Consider the following 15184-nt stretch of genomic DNA (forward strand, 5'->3'; position numbering starts at 1 on the left):
AAGAGAAGTGTAGCGGAACAACCAACAATAATCCCGCCAGAAATCGCTCTGAGCACAGATAATTTCACCTTTCACGCCATCGGCAGCGTGAAAGGCAGACATGGTGAGATTATTTAGCAGCCTGACCTGCTTTATCACCACTTTTGGCCAGCGATTCTTTAAGCTGTCCCACCAGTTCACGGCGGAAATCGCCGAGCCGCGGTTTGTCCTCCGCCAGCCACGGTAGCGGACGGCATAATTCCATGGCTTTGATCCCCAGCCGGGCGGTGAGCAGCCCGGCACCGATGCCCTGCGCCGCACGCGCCGAGAGACGCGCGGCGATATCCTGCGACATCCAGTCCATGCCCACCTCACGCACCAGCTCTGACGCACCGGCAAACGCCATATTCAGTAATACCAGCCGGAACAGCCGGATGCGACTGAAGTAGCCGAGTTCAATGCCGTAGATGGCCGCGATGCGGTTCACCAGCCGCAGGTTGCGCCAGGCGATAAACGCCATGTCCACCAGCGCCAGCGGGCTGACGGCAATCATCAGCGTCGATTCTGCCGCGTGACGGCTGATTTCGCGCCGCGCCTGACGGTCCAGCACCGGCTGCACCAGCTGGGCATACAGCGTGACAATTTCGCGGTCGTTATGGGTTTCGTGTAGTGCCGCGTGCCAGCGCTGCAGCGCCGGATGCGCCTGATCCAGCTGCGCCTGGCGCGCCAGCTTTTCACAGAACGCCCGGCCTTTGCCGATACCGTGGCTGGCCAGCAGCTCACGGCCCACGTCCCGCTCTTCCGCCCGCTGACGCAGACGATACAGCCGACGCCATTCGGCAATCAGCGCGCCCGCGCCGGCGGCGACAATCAGCCCACCGGCCACGCCGCTGCCCAGTGCAAACCAGTCGCGCGTCAGCCAGGCATCGTGCAGCCACTGGGCGCCCTGCGCCACCACGCTGATGCCAAAAATACCCAGCCCGACGCCCACCATTTTGCGCCACAGGCTGCGCTTTGGCCGCAGCGCGGCTTCCACCACTTTCTCGCCGGCGCCCTCTTCCAGCGGCTCCGCGTCAGGCGTCACCAGAAACCCCTGTTGCGCGTCGCTGCTAAAGGTGTGTGCCGCGCGCAGGGTCGGCTCCACAGGCTCCTGCAACGGGCGGGCAAAATCTATCCGTGGTTTGAGTGGCGTTTCATCGCTCATCGCAATTTATCTCCCAGTAAAAATTCCAGCGCAGCATCCATGCGGATATGCGGCAACGGCCGATCGACATCCAGCTGCTGCGGCCGGAACTGTTCAAACTGAAACCCCTGCTGCTGCCAGAAGCTGTTGCCCGGCAGGCGCGGCGGTACTTCGCCCGGGTAAAAGGTCAGCGGTTCACCGTCGGCGAGGCGATGGCCGCGCAGCGCCGGTAATTTTTCTCCGCGATGCACCACCAGCCCGCTCTCGGTCGCCTGCACCGACGCCAGCCCCAGGCAATCCATGCTGATGCCTTCAAACGCGGCGTTCTGCCACGCGTCCTGCACCAGCTGCTGCAGCAGGGACACCATATTGGCGTGCTGATCGGCGGTGATGTGATCGGCCTTGGTGGCGGCAAACAGCAACTTATCGATGACCGGCGAGAACAGACGGCGGAACAGCGTGCGCTGGCCATAGTGAAAACTTTGCATCAGCTGGGTCAGCGCCAGCCGCATATCATTGAACGCCTGCGGTCCACTGTTGAGCGGCTGCAGGCAATCGACCAGCACGATCTGACGATCGAAGCGCAGGAAGTGATTTTTATAAAATCCTTTCACCACATGCTGACAGTAGTAGTGGAAACGCTGCTGCAGCATGGCGAAATTGCTGCCAGCCGGCGCCTGCAGCAGCTTGCCGGCCTGCTGTTCATCGACGTTGGGCCAGGGGAAAAACTGCAGTGCCGGCGCGCCAGCCATGTCACCCGGCAACACAAAACGTCCCGGCTGGATGAAGTGCAATCCTTCGGTTTTGCACTGATGCAGGTAGTCGGTCCAGGCCGCTGCGATCTCCGCCAGGCGGTTTTCATCGGCGGGCGCGAACGGGTCGAGGTCGGCGCTCAGGCTGTGCCAGCGCGCGGCCCATTGCTGACGATCGCCCTGCAGCAGGCCGACCATCTGGCGTGACCAGCTGAGATAATCCTGCGCCAGCATCGGCAGATCGAGCAGCCACTCGCCGGGATAATCGACAATTTCGAGGTAAAGGGTGGCGGTATCTTTGAAATGGCGCAGCAGAGACTGATCCGGCCGGTAGCGCAGCGCCAGGCGCATCTCGCTGACGCCGCGCGTCGGGGTCGGCCACATCGGCGGTGTGCCGTACAGCTGGGCCAGCCCTTCGTCATAGGTAAAGCGCGGCGTACCCAGCTCTCGCTGGGGTACGCGCTTCACGCCCAGCAGCCGCTCTTCGCGCACCACGGAAAACAGCGGCAGACGCGCGCCGCTGTGGACATTGAGCAGCTGGTTAACCAGCGAGGTGATAAAGGCGGTTTTGCCGCTGCGGCTCAGGCCGGTGACGGCGAGGCGCAGATGACGATCCACGCCACGGTTCATCAGCCCCATCAACTCATTTTGCAGTCTTTTCATCGCTCTCCCTGATGAAACGTGCTGACAGGCGGTTAAACGCCTTACTCAGCAACGGTTCCAGGGCGGCCGCCAGCAACAGGCGCAGCGGACGGCGCGCCACCGATTTCACTGCCCAGCCGGCCAGGCCGCCGGGCGCATAGGTTACTGCACTGATGATGATGAATTTTCCCGCCGACTTCAACGCAGGCGTTGCGCGGCGGCGCAGAGCAGTTAAACGTTGCGTATGCATAGCGCCTCTCTTAGAGCAGCGGACTCGCTGACGGGCCCGCGACAGGGATTAAATCTGGCGGAAACGGCTGCGTACGCTGAAGGTTTCTGAGGTCACGTAACGCTCAATATCGCGTACGTTACGCTCATCCGCGGTGAGCGTGTTCTCCAGCTCATCCAGCAGTTCGCGCGCTGTTGGTGTGCGCTCAGAGGGTGCGTCCAGCGGTTTTTCATCCAGCACGTAGCCAAGGATAAAATAGGCGGTCACGGTGATCATAAACAGACCGAAAAACAGTGACAGCACCACAATCACACGCAGCAGCCGCACCGGAATATCCAGGTACTCGGCCAGCCCGGCACACACGCCGCGCACTTTGCCCTGCTGCGGAATACGCCACAGTTTGCGTCCGTTCATCATGGCTGCCTCCAGTTCGGGTGTTCGGCATCGAGGATCGCTTCCAGCGCTTCGACCCGGTCACGCATGCGGCGCGCTTCCTGCGTCAGCTGCTGCAGGCGCTGCAGGTCACCGGACGAAAGCGTCCCGCCGTTGCGTTTGTTGCTGTAGTGCAGCCATAACCAGATCGGTGCCACAAACAGCACGAAGATCGTTAACGGTATGGCCAGAAATAGTGCGCTCATTGACTCTCCTTTTTCAGTACACCCGGCAATCCGGGCCCGTTAGCAGGCCCGGGGCGATCACTCGCTGCGGTTCATTTTGGCTTTCAGCGCAGCCAGTTGCTGGCTGATTTCGTCATCAGCTTTCAGGTCGGCAAACTGCTGGTCCAGCGTTTTGCTTTTACCGAAGCGCTGGCTTTCCGCTTCTGCTTCCATGTGATCGATGCGACGTTCAAACGATTCGAAGCGTGCCATCGCCTCATCCAGCTTGCCGCTGTCGAGCTGACGACGCACATCGCGTGACGATGAAGCCGCCTGGTGACGCAGCGTCAGGGCCTGCTGGCGGGCGCGGGTTTCGCTGAGTTTTTTCTCCAGCTCGCCAATCTCGCCTTTCATGCGGTCCAGCGTCTCTTCAACGTGGCTGGCTTCCTGCTGCAGCGCGGCGATCAGGTCGGTCAGCTTCTGTTTCTCAATCAGCGCCGAACGGGCTAAATCTTCTTTCTCTTTACTCAGCGCCAGCTCAGCTTTTTCCTGCCATTCGGCCTGCTGAATTTCGGCCTGCTCAATACGGCGCAGCAGCTGTTTCTTTTCTGCCAGCGCGCGGGCCGAGGTGGAACGTACTTCCACCAGCGTGTCTTCCATTTCCTGAATCATCAGGCGTACCAGTTTCTGCGGATCTTCGGCACGCTCCAGCAGCGAGTTGATGTTAGCGTTCACGATATCGGCGAAACGAGAAAAAATACCCATAATGATGTTCCTCTGGTTGTCATGTCTTTACGCTCATGACTAATACAAGATGCGTGCCAGTTTTTAATGTGCTGATTTTACTGGGTTTGACTGTTTTACACGCGCGGCGCAATCCGTTAAGGTAGTGAAATTAATTAATCAGTGGTGAATTTCATCATGGCAAACGGTAAAGACAATCTGCTGGGCGAGTCGAATAACTTTTTAGAGGTGCTGGAACAGGTATCGAAACTGGCACCGCTGGAGAAACCGGTGCTGGTGACTGGCGAACGCGGTACCGGTAAAGAGCTGATTGCCAGCCGCCTGCACTACCTCTCCGACCGCTGGCAGGGGCCGTTTATTTCGCTCAACTGCGCCGCGCTGAATGAAAACCTGCTGGATTCCGAGCTGTTCGGCCATGAAGCCGGTGCCTTTACCGGCGCCCAGAAGCGCCACCTTGGCCGCTTTGAGCGCGCCGATGGCGGCACGCTGTTTCTGGATGAGCTTGCCACTGCGCCGATGCTGGTGCAGGAGAAACTGCTGCGCGTAATTGAGTATGGCCAGCTGGAACGCGTTGGCGGCAATCAGTCGCTGCAGGTTAACGTGCGGCTGGTGTGCGCTACCAACGAAGATCTGCCCGCGCTGGCCGCCGCCGGCCGTTTTCGCGCCGACCTGCTTGATCGCCTGGCGTTCGATGTCGTCCAGCTGCCGCCGCTGCGCGAGCGCCGCAGCGATATTCTGGTGATGGCCGAGCATTTTGCCATTCAGATGTGCCGCGAGCTGGGACTGGCGCTGTTTCCCGGCTTTAGCGAGCGCGCTCAGCTCACTCTGTTGCAGCACAGCTGGCCGGGCAACGTGCGTGAACTGAAAAACGTGGTGGAGCGCTCGGTGTACCGTCATCACAGCACCGAACAGGCGCTCGACACCATCATCATCAATCCGTTTGCGCCACGCAGCGCTCCTGCGGTAACTGAAGCGGAAGCAGAACAGCGTGAAAGTGCCCTGCCGGCGCTGCCGCTGGATTTACGCCAGTGGCAAAACCAGCAGGAGCGCGCACTGGTCGAAGCCAGTCTGCAACAGGCGCGATACAACCAGCGCCGCGCCGCTGAACTGTTGCGCGTCACTTATCATCAGCTGCGGGCGATGATGAAAAAACACGGGATCGAATCTCAGTAGGGTTTAACAGACGGGTATCACTGAAGGCGTCGCGCTGCGGCAGCTGTCAGTTTTGCACGCCGGGTTGTCAGCTATGCGTGAGCCGCGTCCGGCAGGTTACTGCAGACTACAGGCAGACCTCAAGGAGACCCCCATGCTGACTCAACCTGCTGAAAAATATCGCCCGTGGCCTGTCATCAATCTGGCGGATCGCCAGTGGCCGTCACGCCAGATCACCCGCACGCCGCGCTGGCTCTCAACCGATTTGCGCGATGGCAATCAGGCGCTGGCTACGCCGATGGACAGCGCGCGCAAATTAGCATTCTGGCAACTGCTGCTGCGCTGCGGCTTTAAAGAGATTGAAGTAGCGTTTCCCGCCGCCTCGCAAACCGATTATGACTTTGTGCGCCTGCTGATTGAACAGCAGCACATCCCTCACGACGTCACTATTCAGGTATTAACCCAGGCGCGCGACGATTTAATCGATCGCACCTTTGCAGCGCTGCGTGACGCGCCGCAGGCGATTGTCCATCTGTATAACGCCACCGCCCCGCTGTTCCGTGAGCGCGTATTTCGTCAGAGCAAAGCTGAAATCGTCGAGCTGGCCTGCGCCGCCGCGCGGCAAATCCGCGCACGCTGTGCGGCGCAGCCCGCCACGCGCTGGACCTTTCAGTACTCGCCGGAAACCTTCTGCTTTACCGAGCCGGTGTTTGCGCTGGAAATCTGTGAAGCGGTCGCCGCCATCTGGCAGCCGGGACCGCAGCGGCCGATGATCATCAACCTGCCCGCCACGGTGGAAGTCAACACGCCTAACGTGTATGCCGACCAGATCGAGTATTTCTGTCGCCACTTCAGCCAGCGCTCGCAGGTGGCCATCAGCGTCCATCCGCATAACGATCGCGGCACCGGCACCGCCTGCGCCGAGCTGGCGCTGCTGGCCGGGGCCGATCGCGTTGAAGGCTGTCTGTTTGGTAACGGCGAGCGCACCGGCAACGTCGATCTGGTGACGCTGGCGCTGAATCTCTATACCCAGGGCGTGACGCCTGAGCTGGACTTTAGCGATATGCGCGAGGTGCTGGAAGTGGTGACGCGCTGTAACCAGCTGCCGGTCCATCCGCGCCATCCTTACGCCGGCGAACTGGTGTTCACCGCCTTCTCCGGCTCGCATCAGGATGCCATTCGCAAAGGCTTTGCCGAACGCAGCGCGCGTAATGAAGTGGTATGGCAAATGCCCTACCTGCCGCTCGATCCGCTGGACATCGGCTGCAGCTATGAAGCAGTGATCCGCGTGAACAGCCAGTCCGGTAAAGGCGGTGCCGCCTGGCTGCTGGAACAAAATCACGGTCTGCAACTGCCGCGCGGCCTGCAGCAGGATTTCAGCCGCTGCGTGCAGCAGCAGACCGATGCTCACGGCCAGGAGATGACGCACCACGCGCTGTGGCAGCTGTTCTGTCAGCAGTACGGCCTGCAACAGCCGCGGTGTCGCCTGCTGCAGGCGGAGAGCCATAGCGATGATCAGGGCGAGACGCGGATTAAAGCGCGCCTGCAGCAGGGTCCGCTGCAGCTGACCCTGGAAGGCCGCGGCAACGGACTGCTGTCAGCAGCGGTCGCCGCGCTGCGTCAGCGCTACGATCTGGCCGTAACCATTGAGGATTACCATGAACACACGCTGGGCAAACGCAGCGACAGCCGTTCGGTGTGCTATATCAGCTGCATCACGCCGCGTGGCGAGCGTGCGTGGGGGGTGGGTATTGATAATGACGTGACGCGCGCCTCGCTCCAGGCATTGCTTAACGCGGCGGGCGCTTTTCTGCCGCCGGAAAGTAGTTCGCTGGCGTAACGCCCAGCACGCGACGAAACATGGCGCTGAAGGCGCTCGGGCTGTCGTAGCCGAGGTCGAGCGCCACGGCCAGCACCGTATCGCCCTGTGCCAGCCGGGTCAGCGCCACGCTCAGCCGGGCACGCCGCAGCCAGTCGCTAAACTGCAAACCGGTTTCGCGACTGAAATGGCGCGCCAGCGTGCGTTCCGCCACACACAGCTGCGCTGCCGCGCGCGCCAGCGTCCAGCTCTCGCCCGGCGCCTGCTGAATCTGCTGGCACAGCGCCAGCAGCCGGTCGCTGTGTGGCAGTGGCAGGCCAAACGGCAGCACGTCCATCACGCGAATTTCATCGAGAATCAGCTCGTAAATGCGCTCGGCGCGACTGCCAGACGCGTAATGCTCCGGCAGCGTGAGCGCGCTGACAATCAGCTCCCGCAGCAGCGGCGATATCTGCACCACCTGACAGCTGGCGGGCAGATCGGCGCGCGCCAGCGGATCGACAAACAGCGTGCGCGCCGCCACGCTGCCAACGATGTGCAGCGCATGACGCGTGCCGGCCGGCAGCCACACGCCGCGGCTGGGCGGCACAATCCAGCTGCCGTGTTGCGTTTCCACTTTCACCACGCCGCTCAAAGTATGTATCAGCTGCGCGCAGTGGTGATAGTGCCACGGCTCCGCATCGCCGTGCGCGTAATCATGCGCATACGGCACCAGCGGACGCTGCGAGAAGTCAAAGTCGAGCCGCTGACTCATTTAGCGTTTCAGGTACTGATAAACCGCCGCCAGATCCTGCTCGCCGTAACCGGCATCGACCGCCTGCTGCCAGACATCGACGATGTTTTCCAGCGCCGGCAGCGAGGTGTCGCCGGCCGCGTCCAGCGCCAGCCGCGCATCCTTCAGCGCCCAGATCAGATGCATCTGCGGCGTAAAGTCGCCGCTGGCAATCATGCCGAGTTTCATTTTGGCGTACGGCGCTGCCAGCGGACCGCCTACCAGCACCTGCCAGAGATCGTCGGTAGTGAAACCAAACTGCTCTGCCAGCCGGGTGCTTTCGGCAAGACTCTGCATCAGGCCAATCAGCCAGCTATTCACCACCAGCTTCATGCGCGAGCTGGCACCGGCGGCCCCCAGCCACTGCGTCCCTTTACCAATCGCGGCGAACACCTGCTCCGCCGCCTGGGCGCGCTGCCGGTCGCCGCTGGCCATCACCAGAATCTGCGCGTTTTCAGCCGGCGCTTTGGTACCGGAGACCGGCGCATCAATAAACACCACGTCCGGCCGTGCGGCCGCCAGCCCGGCGATCAGCGCGTCGGTCGCTTCAACACCGATGGTGCCCATCTGCGCCACGGTAGCCCCCTGCTGCAGTGCTTTCTGCACCTGGTTAAGCGTGGCGCGCGTGGTAGCGCCGTCCGCCAGCATGGCAATCACCACGTCTGCGCCTTCCACAGCCTGCGCGGCGCTGTCGCTCAGCGTCAGGCCTGCGGCCACCAGATCTTCACCTTTGGCACGCGTGCGGTTCCAGCCGCGCACGGTAAAGCCCTTCTTCAACAGATTGGCGGCAAATGCGTGTCCCATCGCGCCTAATCCCAGTACCGCCACTACAGGTTGCTGACTCATGTTTTCTCCTTCTTCTTACCGCAGGCAAAACGATCACACTGACAGAAATTGGGGCTGACAGCCAGGCCAGAGGTGCGGTGAAAGGACATTTTTCACGCCACACTTAACAGGGTTCTGCCCTACTATTAACGCTTTTCAAACCCGCGCTAAAACGATTAACATACGCGCGATAAATGTCCCGATTGGTTCATTTCACGTCTTTTACGGTTATTAAAATGAAAATTGCTCTTTTGCGACAGGCACCGTTGCTGATGCTGCCTGCACTCCTGCCGTTGCCGCTGCTGGCGGCGGACAATGCCAGCAATACCCTGGTGGTGAGCGCCGCGCCCGCGGCCAGTGGACTCTCCGAATTGGATACCCCGGCGGCGGTCAGCGTCGTCAGCGGCGACGATATGCGCCACGCCGCACCGCGCGTTAACCTGTCTGAAAACCTCACCAGCGTGCCGGGTCTGCAAATCCAGAACCGCCAGAATTATTCGCAGGACCTGCAGATTTCGGTGCGCGGCTTTGGCTCGCGTTCCACCTTCGGCCTGCGCGGCATTCGCCTCTACGTCGACGGCATTCCGGCCAGCATGCCGGATGGCCAGGGGCAAACCTCGAATATCGATATCGGTTCCATCGATCGCGTGGAAGTGCTGCGCGGTCCGTTCTCCGCGCTGTACGGCAATGCATCGGGCGGCGTGATCAACGTGGAAACCCAGCGCGGCCAGCAGCCGACCACGCTGGAAGCCAGCAGCTGGTACGGCAGTTACGGCAGCTGGCGCAACAGCGTGAAAGCGAGCGGTGCCACCGGTGATGGCAGCCACGCCGGCGACGTTGACTATACGGTGTCGGCTTCGCGCTTCACCACGCACGGCTATCGCGACCACAGCGCCGCGCAGAAAAACCTCGGCAATGCCAGGCTCGGCGTGCGCATTGACGATGTCAGCACCCTGACGCTGCTGTTCAACAGCGTTCACGTTGAGGCGCAGGATCCGGGCGGCCTGACGCCGGAACAGTGGCGTGATAATCCGCGCCAGGTGGCCAGCAACGTCACGCTGTACAACGCGCGTAAAACCGTCGACCAGACCCAGGCGGGCCTGCACTACCAGCGCCAGATGAGCGACAACGACGACCTCAGCGTGATGCTCTATGCCGGTGAACGCGAAACCACCCAGTATCAGTCTATCCCGCTGGCGACTCAGCTGAAAGCCGGCTATCCCGGCGGTGTCATTTCACTGGCGCGCCACTACCAGGGCATTGATACGCGCTGGACGCACCGCGCTACGCTGTTGACGCTGCCGGTGACCCTGACCGGCGGCCTCGACTATGAGACCATGAGCGAGAAGCGCAAAGGCTATCAGAACTTTACCCGCAGTGACGGTGCCACCGACTACGGCGTGCGGGGTGATCTGCGCCGCAACGAGCGCAACCTGATGTGGAACCTCGATCCCTATCTGCAGACCGCGTGGCAGCTGAGCGATCGCTGGTCGCTGGACGCCGGCGTGCGCTTCAGCACGGTCAATTTCGATGCTAACGACTATTATGTGACCGCCAGCGACCCGGATGACAGCGGTAACCGCCGCTATCACCGCTGGCTGCCTGCGGCCTCGCTCAAATACGCGATTAATGATGGCTGGAACGCCTATGTTTCCGCCGGTCGCGGCTTTGAAACGCCGACGCTCAATGAACTCTCCTACCGCGCGGCGGATCAGGCCGGGCTCAATCTCAACCTGCAGCCGGCCACCAGCAATACCGTTGAGCTCGGCAGCAAAAAACGCCTCGGCAACGGCCTGCTGACCGCTGCGCTGTTTCAGACCGATACCAAAAACGAGATCGTGTCAGACAGCAGTTACGAAGGCCGCACCAGCTACAAAAACGCCGGTGAGACGCGCCGCCGTGGCCTGGAACTTGGGCTCGATCAGCAGTTTGGCTATGACTGGCATCTGAAAGCCGCGTGGACGCTGCTCGACGCGCGCTACCGCAGTAACGCCTGCGGCAGCGACAGCTGTGACGGCAAGCGCATCCCCGGTATTGCACGCAATATGGCCTACGCCGGACTGGCCTACGCGCCGGAGCAAGGCTGGTATGCCGGCGGCGACCTGCGCTACCTGAGCGACATTGCGGCCAACGACCAGAATGATGTTAAAGCGCCGGCGTATACGGTGGTGGGACTGAACAGCGGCTATAAATGGCTGGTGCAGAACTGGACGCTGGATCTGTTTGGCCGCGTGGATAATCTGCTCGATCGCCACTATATCGGCTCGGTCATCGTTAATGAGAGCAATGGCCGGTATTACGAACCGGCACCGGGGCGTAATTACAGCGTCGGCCTAACGCTGAGTTACGCTTTCCAGTAATCTAAATCGGGCACCGGCGCACGTCGGTGCCTTATTCAGGTGCGATAACGCGCTGAGCCGACAAATTTCGAAAATTGCTCACTCCAGATTTGCACGGCGCAATATTCCTGCGGATCGATGCCTTCCGGCAGCGATTTAATAAAATCACCAAAGTTATTTAAATCGCCAATTAACGCCGACTGATGCTTTATTTGCAGAAATGAGTGCTGATCAAACGCCTGAGTTTTGGTGAGGTAAATTTTATAGTGTGGACCGGGGGCAATTTCCCCCTCAAAGGCGATAACGTTTTCATTGAGATAGACCTTACCGCTGGCCCAGTATAGCGCATCACTGCCCGGCTGATGGCGATCAAACTCACCGCTATATAGCGCCCGCTGTTTCACCAGATCAACCTCCTTTTGCGTGGCATTCACTTCCGCGGTAATTAACGGTGACAGCACCAGACCTAAGGTAATACCGGTGCCCAGAAAAAACAGGCTGGCGATGAGATAAAGCACGTTTAATTTTTTTAGCATCCCTACCTCCCTGCAGCAGAATAGCGCTGTACTGCTCTGCCCGTTCCTGCTGCTCACTGGTGTTAATAAAAACGTAAAGTCAGGCTAAATATTGGTTATCGTGTTGCTGTGCATACTGTGACAGTAACCAGCACTGTTACAACCAATTCTCAACGGCGGCAGGGAAAGCGAGGCGCAGCAGAATAACCCGCGGCAGGGAGCCGCAAAGACAAGGGCCGGCAGCACCAGCCCTGGAGGGAAAAGATCAGTTCAGCAGCGCGAGGATTTCGTCAGTGGTGCCGGTTTCGCGTTTACGCATCTGAGCGCTCACACCACATTTGTTAGCCAACACATTTTGCGCCGCGCAATAGAATTACTTATATTGTTTGCTGCAGTCAGGCGTGCAGGATGTTAGTCAGGTAAGGGAGAAAGGATTCATGACACGTAACATCGCCCCGGGATATTGTGTTGTCGAACGCGCTGGATCACTGGAGTACCAGGCCAGAGAATTGTTTCGCGACACCCGTGCTCCGGCAGTTACCATGTTTATGCAGTTGAACGCTGACACGCCCTGGTTAAGGCCGGGACAGATACTGATTGTTGCTGACCCAGAGACGCCGGCCCCTCTAACCATGCAAGCACTTACAGCATTAAAACAGGCAAAGTCCCGCACTAATAACGCCCTGGTCGGAGTCAGCGTTGACGAGTCCGGTTTTATGCAGAAACACTATGGCATAATTGCTGCGCTAACCAGTGCTGGAGATAAGGTTTTCGGAACCGTCGGTGATGCTGGTGAAAAATACTTCAATGCCATTGAGCAGACGCTTAAGAAAATCGAAGCAAGTTATCAAAACCAGTTTCGCACTCAGGGAACACTGATAAGCCAGCAATTTTTATTGAGCGAAATCAGTTGTTGAACCAGCTGAAAGAACTGGTCAACAAACCTGTGCTTAGTAATCTTGCTCGATATTCAGTTAAGTTTCAGCAATACGAGAATATGAAACGCGCACTTAACCTGTCCAGTAGATCTATTGTGCATGAGTGGTCTACCGTTGGGATGGGTGGAATTCCAGGCTATTCATATTACGTAGGGAATGCCGCCAGGGCGGCTCGTTTTCTCAGGATGGGCGGTTTTATTGGTATCGGTTTCTCATTTGCAAACACCACTAATGAGGTAGTTAACGCGTGCACCAGGGGACGCGAGAGTGAATGTGGCAAAACTGCCTTTAAAGAATATAGTAAATTCGCCAGCGGTACATTTGCTGGTATTACTGGAGGGACGCTGGGTGCATCTGCTGGTATCGGTATTTGTTTTGCTGTAGGCATAGCCACTGCAGGAGCCGGAGGGGTTGCTTGCGCCGCTGTAGGTTCATTAGTAGGTGGGACTGCTGCCAGCTCAGCAAGTGATTATCTTATGGATCTATGGTTGAAATAGCATGAACACGACTCTTTCTTATGTTGCTCTCGGATGTGCGATCATCCCTTTCTTTATAACTACGCTACAGTTTATTATTTATTTAATTAACAAACGCAAATATAACACTTTGTTATCGCAATACCTCGACAGCGCATTCGAATTACCACCACTGTATAGATTCTACGGCTCCATGGGTTTTTTTGGCTCTTTTGGCATGTCCTACTTCTTCTCCAGGCTTAAAAAAGGCCAGAAAATTATTTTTCAACCCAAAGAGCAGGCGGCTATTTCTACCTTTCTAAATGCTATCGATGTAAACGTAACAAAGTGGCTTGACACTTATTATTACCTGTCAATATTTTCATTACTTTTATATGCGGTTTTTGTGGTAATGAGCCTGATAAAAATGGTTACTGTGCAACTTTAAAGCTCACATTTTGGGCTGATTTTTTATTAAATTAACTATTCATCGCCAGCCTAACATCCAGCATCGCCAGACAGCCTTCAGGGAACGGTAAAGATAAGGGCCGGCAACGCCAGCCCTGGAGGGAAAAGATCAGTTCAGCAGCGCGAGAATTTCGTCAGTGGTGCCGGTTTCGCCGAGGCGCGGGAAGATGCGCTCAATGCTGTTGTGGTGGGTTTCAGCGTTCAGGCAGCTCATCGCATCAGTCGCCAGCGTGACGTTATAGCCCAGCTCGTAAGCCTGACGCGCCGTGGATTCCACGCCGATACTGGTGGCAATCCCGCACACCACTACCTGCGTTACGCCACGCTGCTGCAGCTGCTGGTGCAGATCGGTATTGTGGAACGCGCCCCAGGTTTTTTTCGTTACGCTGATATCGCCCGGCTGCGGTGTCATTTCCGGCACCAGCACCGCCCAGTCTGCCGGCAAAGCTGCATCGTGGCGCGGCTGCTGATTACGGCCCGGCGCGCCGCCTGCCACGTTCACCAGCACCACCGGCAGCTGTTTCGCGCGAAACGCCTGCGTCAGCTGCGTGGCGCGTGCAATCACTTCATCCGGATGGCGCGGCGTAACCGGCAGGCGGACGATGCCGTGCTGCAGGTCGATGACAATCAGGGCGGTTTGGGCATCTAACGTGGTGACAGCCATGGTGAGTCCTCTCAAATTAGTGGTCAGCGAGTCGTTGCAGTAAGGGAATGGCGGCCAGCAGCGTTTGCTGCTCCTGCGGACTGAGCAGGCTGCTGATACTGTGCAGCAGCCAGTCGTCACGCTGAGCGCGATTGCTGGCGATGAGCTGCAGGCAGGCAGCGGTAGGCTGATAACGGGTTTTGCGGCCATCCTGCGCATCGGCCACGCCCTGTACCAGGCCCAGCGTCTGCAGGCTGGCGACCGTGGCACTCATCGACTGGCTGCGCACCCCTTCGCGCGCGGCCAGCTCGGTCACCGTCATTGCGCCGTCGCGCACCAGATACCCCAGCACGGAAACCTGCGGCCAGGTGAGATCGCCCGGCGGGGCCGATTCACGCAGGCGGCGCATCAGTTTGCCATTGATGCTGCGTAACGCGGCAGCGGCGCTAATCAGCTCGCTCATCGCCCTTCTCCTTTACTGATGAGACCGCAGTATATAAATACGCAGGTAAACTGTGTAGTTTGCCTTCGTATCAATTTGTAATTGCGCATCCCGCCACTCAGCTGCGCTGCAAATAGTGAATCAGGCTATGAAAGCGCAACGGGCTGGCCAGCGGATTGCGGTAGCTGTGCGGCTGATCGGCGGCGAACTGGCTGGCTTCTCCGGCCTGCAGGCGACGCCAGCTGCCCGCCATGCCCAGCAACAGCTCACCTTCCAGCACCACCACCTGCTCAATCACCCCGCTTTCGTGCGCTGACGAATCGCTTTGCGCGCCCGCCGCCAGCGTCACTTCCAGCAGATCGAAGCGCAAACGCGCGTCATACGGCAGCAGCGGCTTCACCTGCATTTGTGCATTGGGCTGGCTGAAGGTCGCCACATCGCCCGACGGCTGCGCCCCGCTCTGCACAAAAAAGGAGAACGGCACATTAAAGCCGGTGGCGATTTTCCAAAGCGTGGCGATCGTTGGACTCGACTCCCCGCGCTCAATCTGACCGAGCATGGCTTTACTCACGCCGGTGCGCGCCGCCGCCAGCGTCAGGCTCCAGCCATTGGCCTGACGCAGCTGCTTCAGCGCCTGGCTGAGATGTTGATGCAGATTTTCCATGAATTCTCCTGAAAAGCGGGCGCGCAG

The 15184-nt window shown here is 59.1% G+C and carries 16 protein-coding genes and 1 pseudogene; 5 read left to right on the forward strand and 12 right to left on the reverse strand.

What is annotated here, in order from left to right; all coding sequences use genetic code 11:
* Window positions 1-109: 109 nt before the first annotated feature.
* From C1N56_RS10320 to pspA, 6 genes are read right to left on the reverse strand one after another with little or no spacing between them, the layout of a single operon-like run.
* A complete protein-coding gene (locus C1N56_RS10320; RefSeq protein WP_211724473.1) occupies window positions 110-1183 on the reverse strand; it encodes a YcjF family protein in 1074 nt (357 codons plus the stop codon).
* Window positions 1180-2577 (reverse strand): YcjX family GTP-binding protein, encoded by a 1398-nt coding sequence (locus tag C1N56_RS10325; RefSeq protein ID WP_211724474.1) that lies wholly within the window; start codon window positions 2575-2577, stop codon window positions 1180-1182. Before C1N56_RS10325 ends, C1N56_RS10320 begins: the two co-directional genes overlap by 4 nt.
* Window positions 2558-2806, reverse strand: coding sequence for a phage shock protein PspD (pspD, locus tag C1N56_RS10330; protein WP_021506136.1), 249 nt, complete (start codon window positions 2804-2806; stop codon window positions 2558-2560). Before pspD ends, C1N56_RS10325 begins: the two co-directional genes overlap by 20 nt.
* A gap of 48 nt (window positions 2807-2854) precedes the next feature.
* Window positions 2855-3202 carry an envelope stress response membrane protein PspC gene (pspC, locus tag C1N56_RS10335; protein ID WP_058758492.1) on the reverse strand — a complete coding sequence of 116 codons (348 nt, stop codon included), beginning with the start codon at window positions 3200-3202 and terminating at the stop codon, window positions 2855-2857.
* Complete coding sequence (pspB, locus tag C1N56_RS10340) at window positions 3199-3423, reverse strand: envelope stress response membrane protein PspB (RefSeq protein ID WP_021506138.1); 225 nt, start codon at window positions 3421-3423, stop codon at window positions 3199-3201. The genes pspC and pspB overlap by 4 nt, the downstream gene beginning before the upstream one ends.
* A gap of 57 nt (window positions 3424-3480) precedes the next feature.
* Window positions 3481-4146 carry a phage shock protein PspA gene (gene pspA, locus C1N56_RS10345; protein ID WP_058758491.1) on the reverse strand — a complete coding sequence of 222 codons (666 nt, stop codon included), beginning with the start codon at window positions 4144-4146 and terminating at the stop codon, window positions 3481-3483.
* A 156-nt stretch (window positions 4147-4302) separates the two neighbouring features.
* Between pspA and pspF the strand changes: the two genes are divergently transcribed.
* Window positions 4303-5298, forward strand: coding sequence for a phage shock protein operon transcriptional activator (gene pspF / locus C1N56_RS10350; protein WP_058780664.1), 996 nt, complete (start codon window positions 4303-4305; stop codon window positions 5296-5298).
* 133 nt (window positions 5299-5431) lie between these two features.
* Window positions 5432-7117 carry a 2-isopropylmalate synthase gene (leuA, locus tag C1N56_RS10355; RefSeq protein ID WP_394516624.1) on the forward strand — a complete coding sequence of 562 codons (1686 nt, stop codon included), beginning with the start codon at window positions 5432-5434 and terminating at the stop codon, window positions 7115-7117.
* On the opposite strand, the gene C1N56_RS10360 is transcribed toward leuA, so the two are convergent.
* Together C1N56_RS10360 and C1N56_RS10365 are read right to left on the reverse strand one after the other, a co-directional pair.
* A complete protein-coding gene (locus C1N56_RS10360; RefSeq protein ID WP_021506142.1) occupies window positions 7068-7850 on the reverse strand; it encodes an AraC family transcriptional regulator in 783 nt (260 codons plus the stop codon). The two genes, leuA and C1N56_RS10360, sit on opposite strands and share 50 nt — an antisense overlap.
* Window positions 7851-8714 (reverse strand): NAD(P)-dependent oxidoreductase, encoded by an 864-nt coding sequence (locus tag C1N56_RS10365; protein ID WP_394516625.1) that lies wholly within the window; start codon window positions 8712-8714, stop codon window positions 7851-7853.
* A 215-nt stretch (window positions 8715-8929) separates the two neighbouring features.
* Between C1N56_RS10365 and pqqU the strand changes: the two genes are divergently transcribed.
* A complete protein-coding gene (gene pqqU, locus C1N56_RS10370; RefSeq protein ID WP_394516626.1) occupies window positions 8930-11053 on the forward strand; it encodes a TonB-dependent receptor PqqU in 2124 nt (707 codons plus the stop codon).
* A gap of 35 nt (window positions 11054-11088) precedes the next feature.
* On the opposite strand, the gene C1N56_RS10375 is transcribed toward pqqU, so the two are convergent.
* A complete protein-coding gene (locus C1N56_RS10375) occupies window positions 11089-11568 on the reverse strand; it encodes a DM13 domain-containing protein (RefSeq protein WP_152391040.1) in 480 nt (159 codons plus the stop codon).
* 416 nt (window positions 11569-11984) lie between these two features.
* Between C1N56_RS10375 and C1N56_RS10380 the strand changes: the two are divergent.
* Window positions 11985-12982: pseudogene (locus C1N56_RS10380) on the forward strand (hypothetical protein).
* A 1-nt stretch (window position 12983) separates the two neighbouring features.
* A complete protein-coding gene (locus C1N56_RS10385) occupies window positions 12984-13388 on the forward strand; it encodes a hypothetical protein (RefSeq protein ID WP_058769737.1) in 405 nt (134 codons plus the stop codon).
* 129 nt (window positions 13389-13517) lie between these two features.
* On the opposite strand, the gene C1N56_RS10390 is transcribed toward C1N56_RS10385, so the two are convergent.
* From C1N56_RS10390 to C1N56_RS10400, 3 genes are all read right to left on the reverse strand, one after another.
* Window positions 13518-14072, reverse strand: coding sequence for an isochorismatase family protein (locus tag C1N56_RS10390; protein ID WP_058758482.1), 555 nt, complete (start codon window positions 14070-14072; stop codon window positions 13518-13520).
* Window positions 14073-14088: 16 nt separating this feature from the next.
* Window positions 14089-14514, reverse strand: a complete 426-nt coding sequence (locus C1N56_RS10395; RefSeq protein WP_021506146.1) for a MarR family winged helix-turn-helix transcriptional regulator — start codon at window positions 14512-14514, stop codon at window positions 14089-14091.
* A gap of 97 nt (window positions 14515-14611) precedes the next feature.
* Window positions 14612-15157 (reverse strand): helix-turn-helix domain-containing protein, encoded by a 546-nt coding sequence (locus C1N56_RS10400; protein ID WP_021506147.1) that lies wholly within the window; start codon window positions 15155-15157, stop codon window positions 14612-14614.
* Window positions 15158-15184: the final 27 nt, after the last annotated feature.

This window comes from Pantoea sp. SGAir0175, from assembly GCF_043547855.1.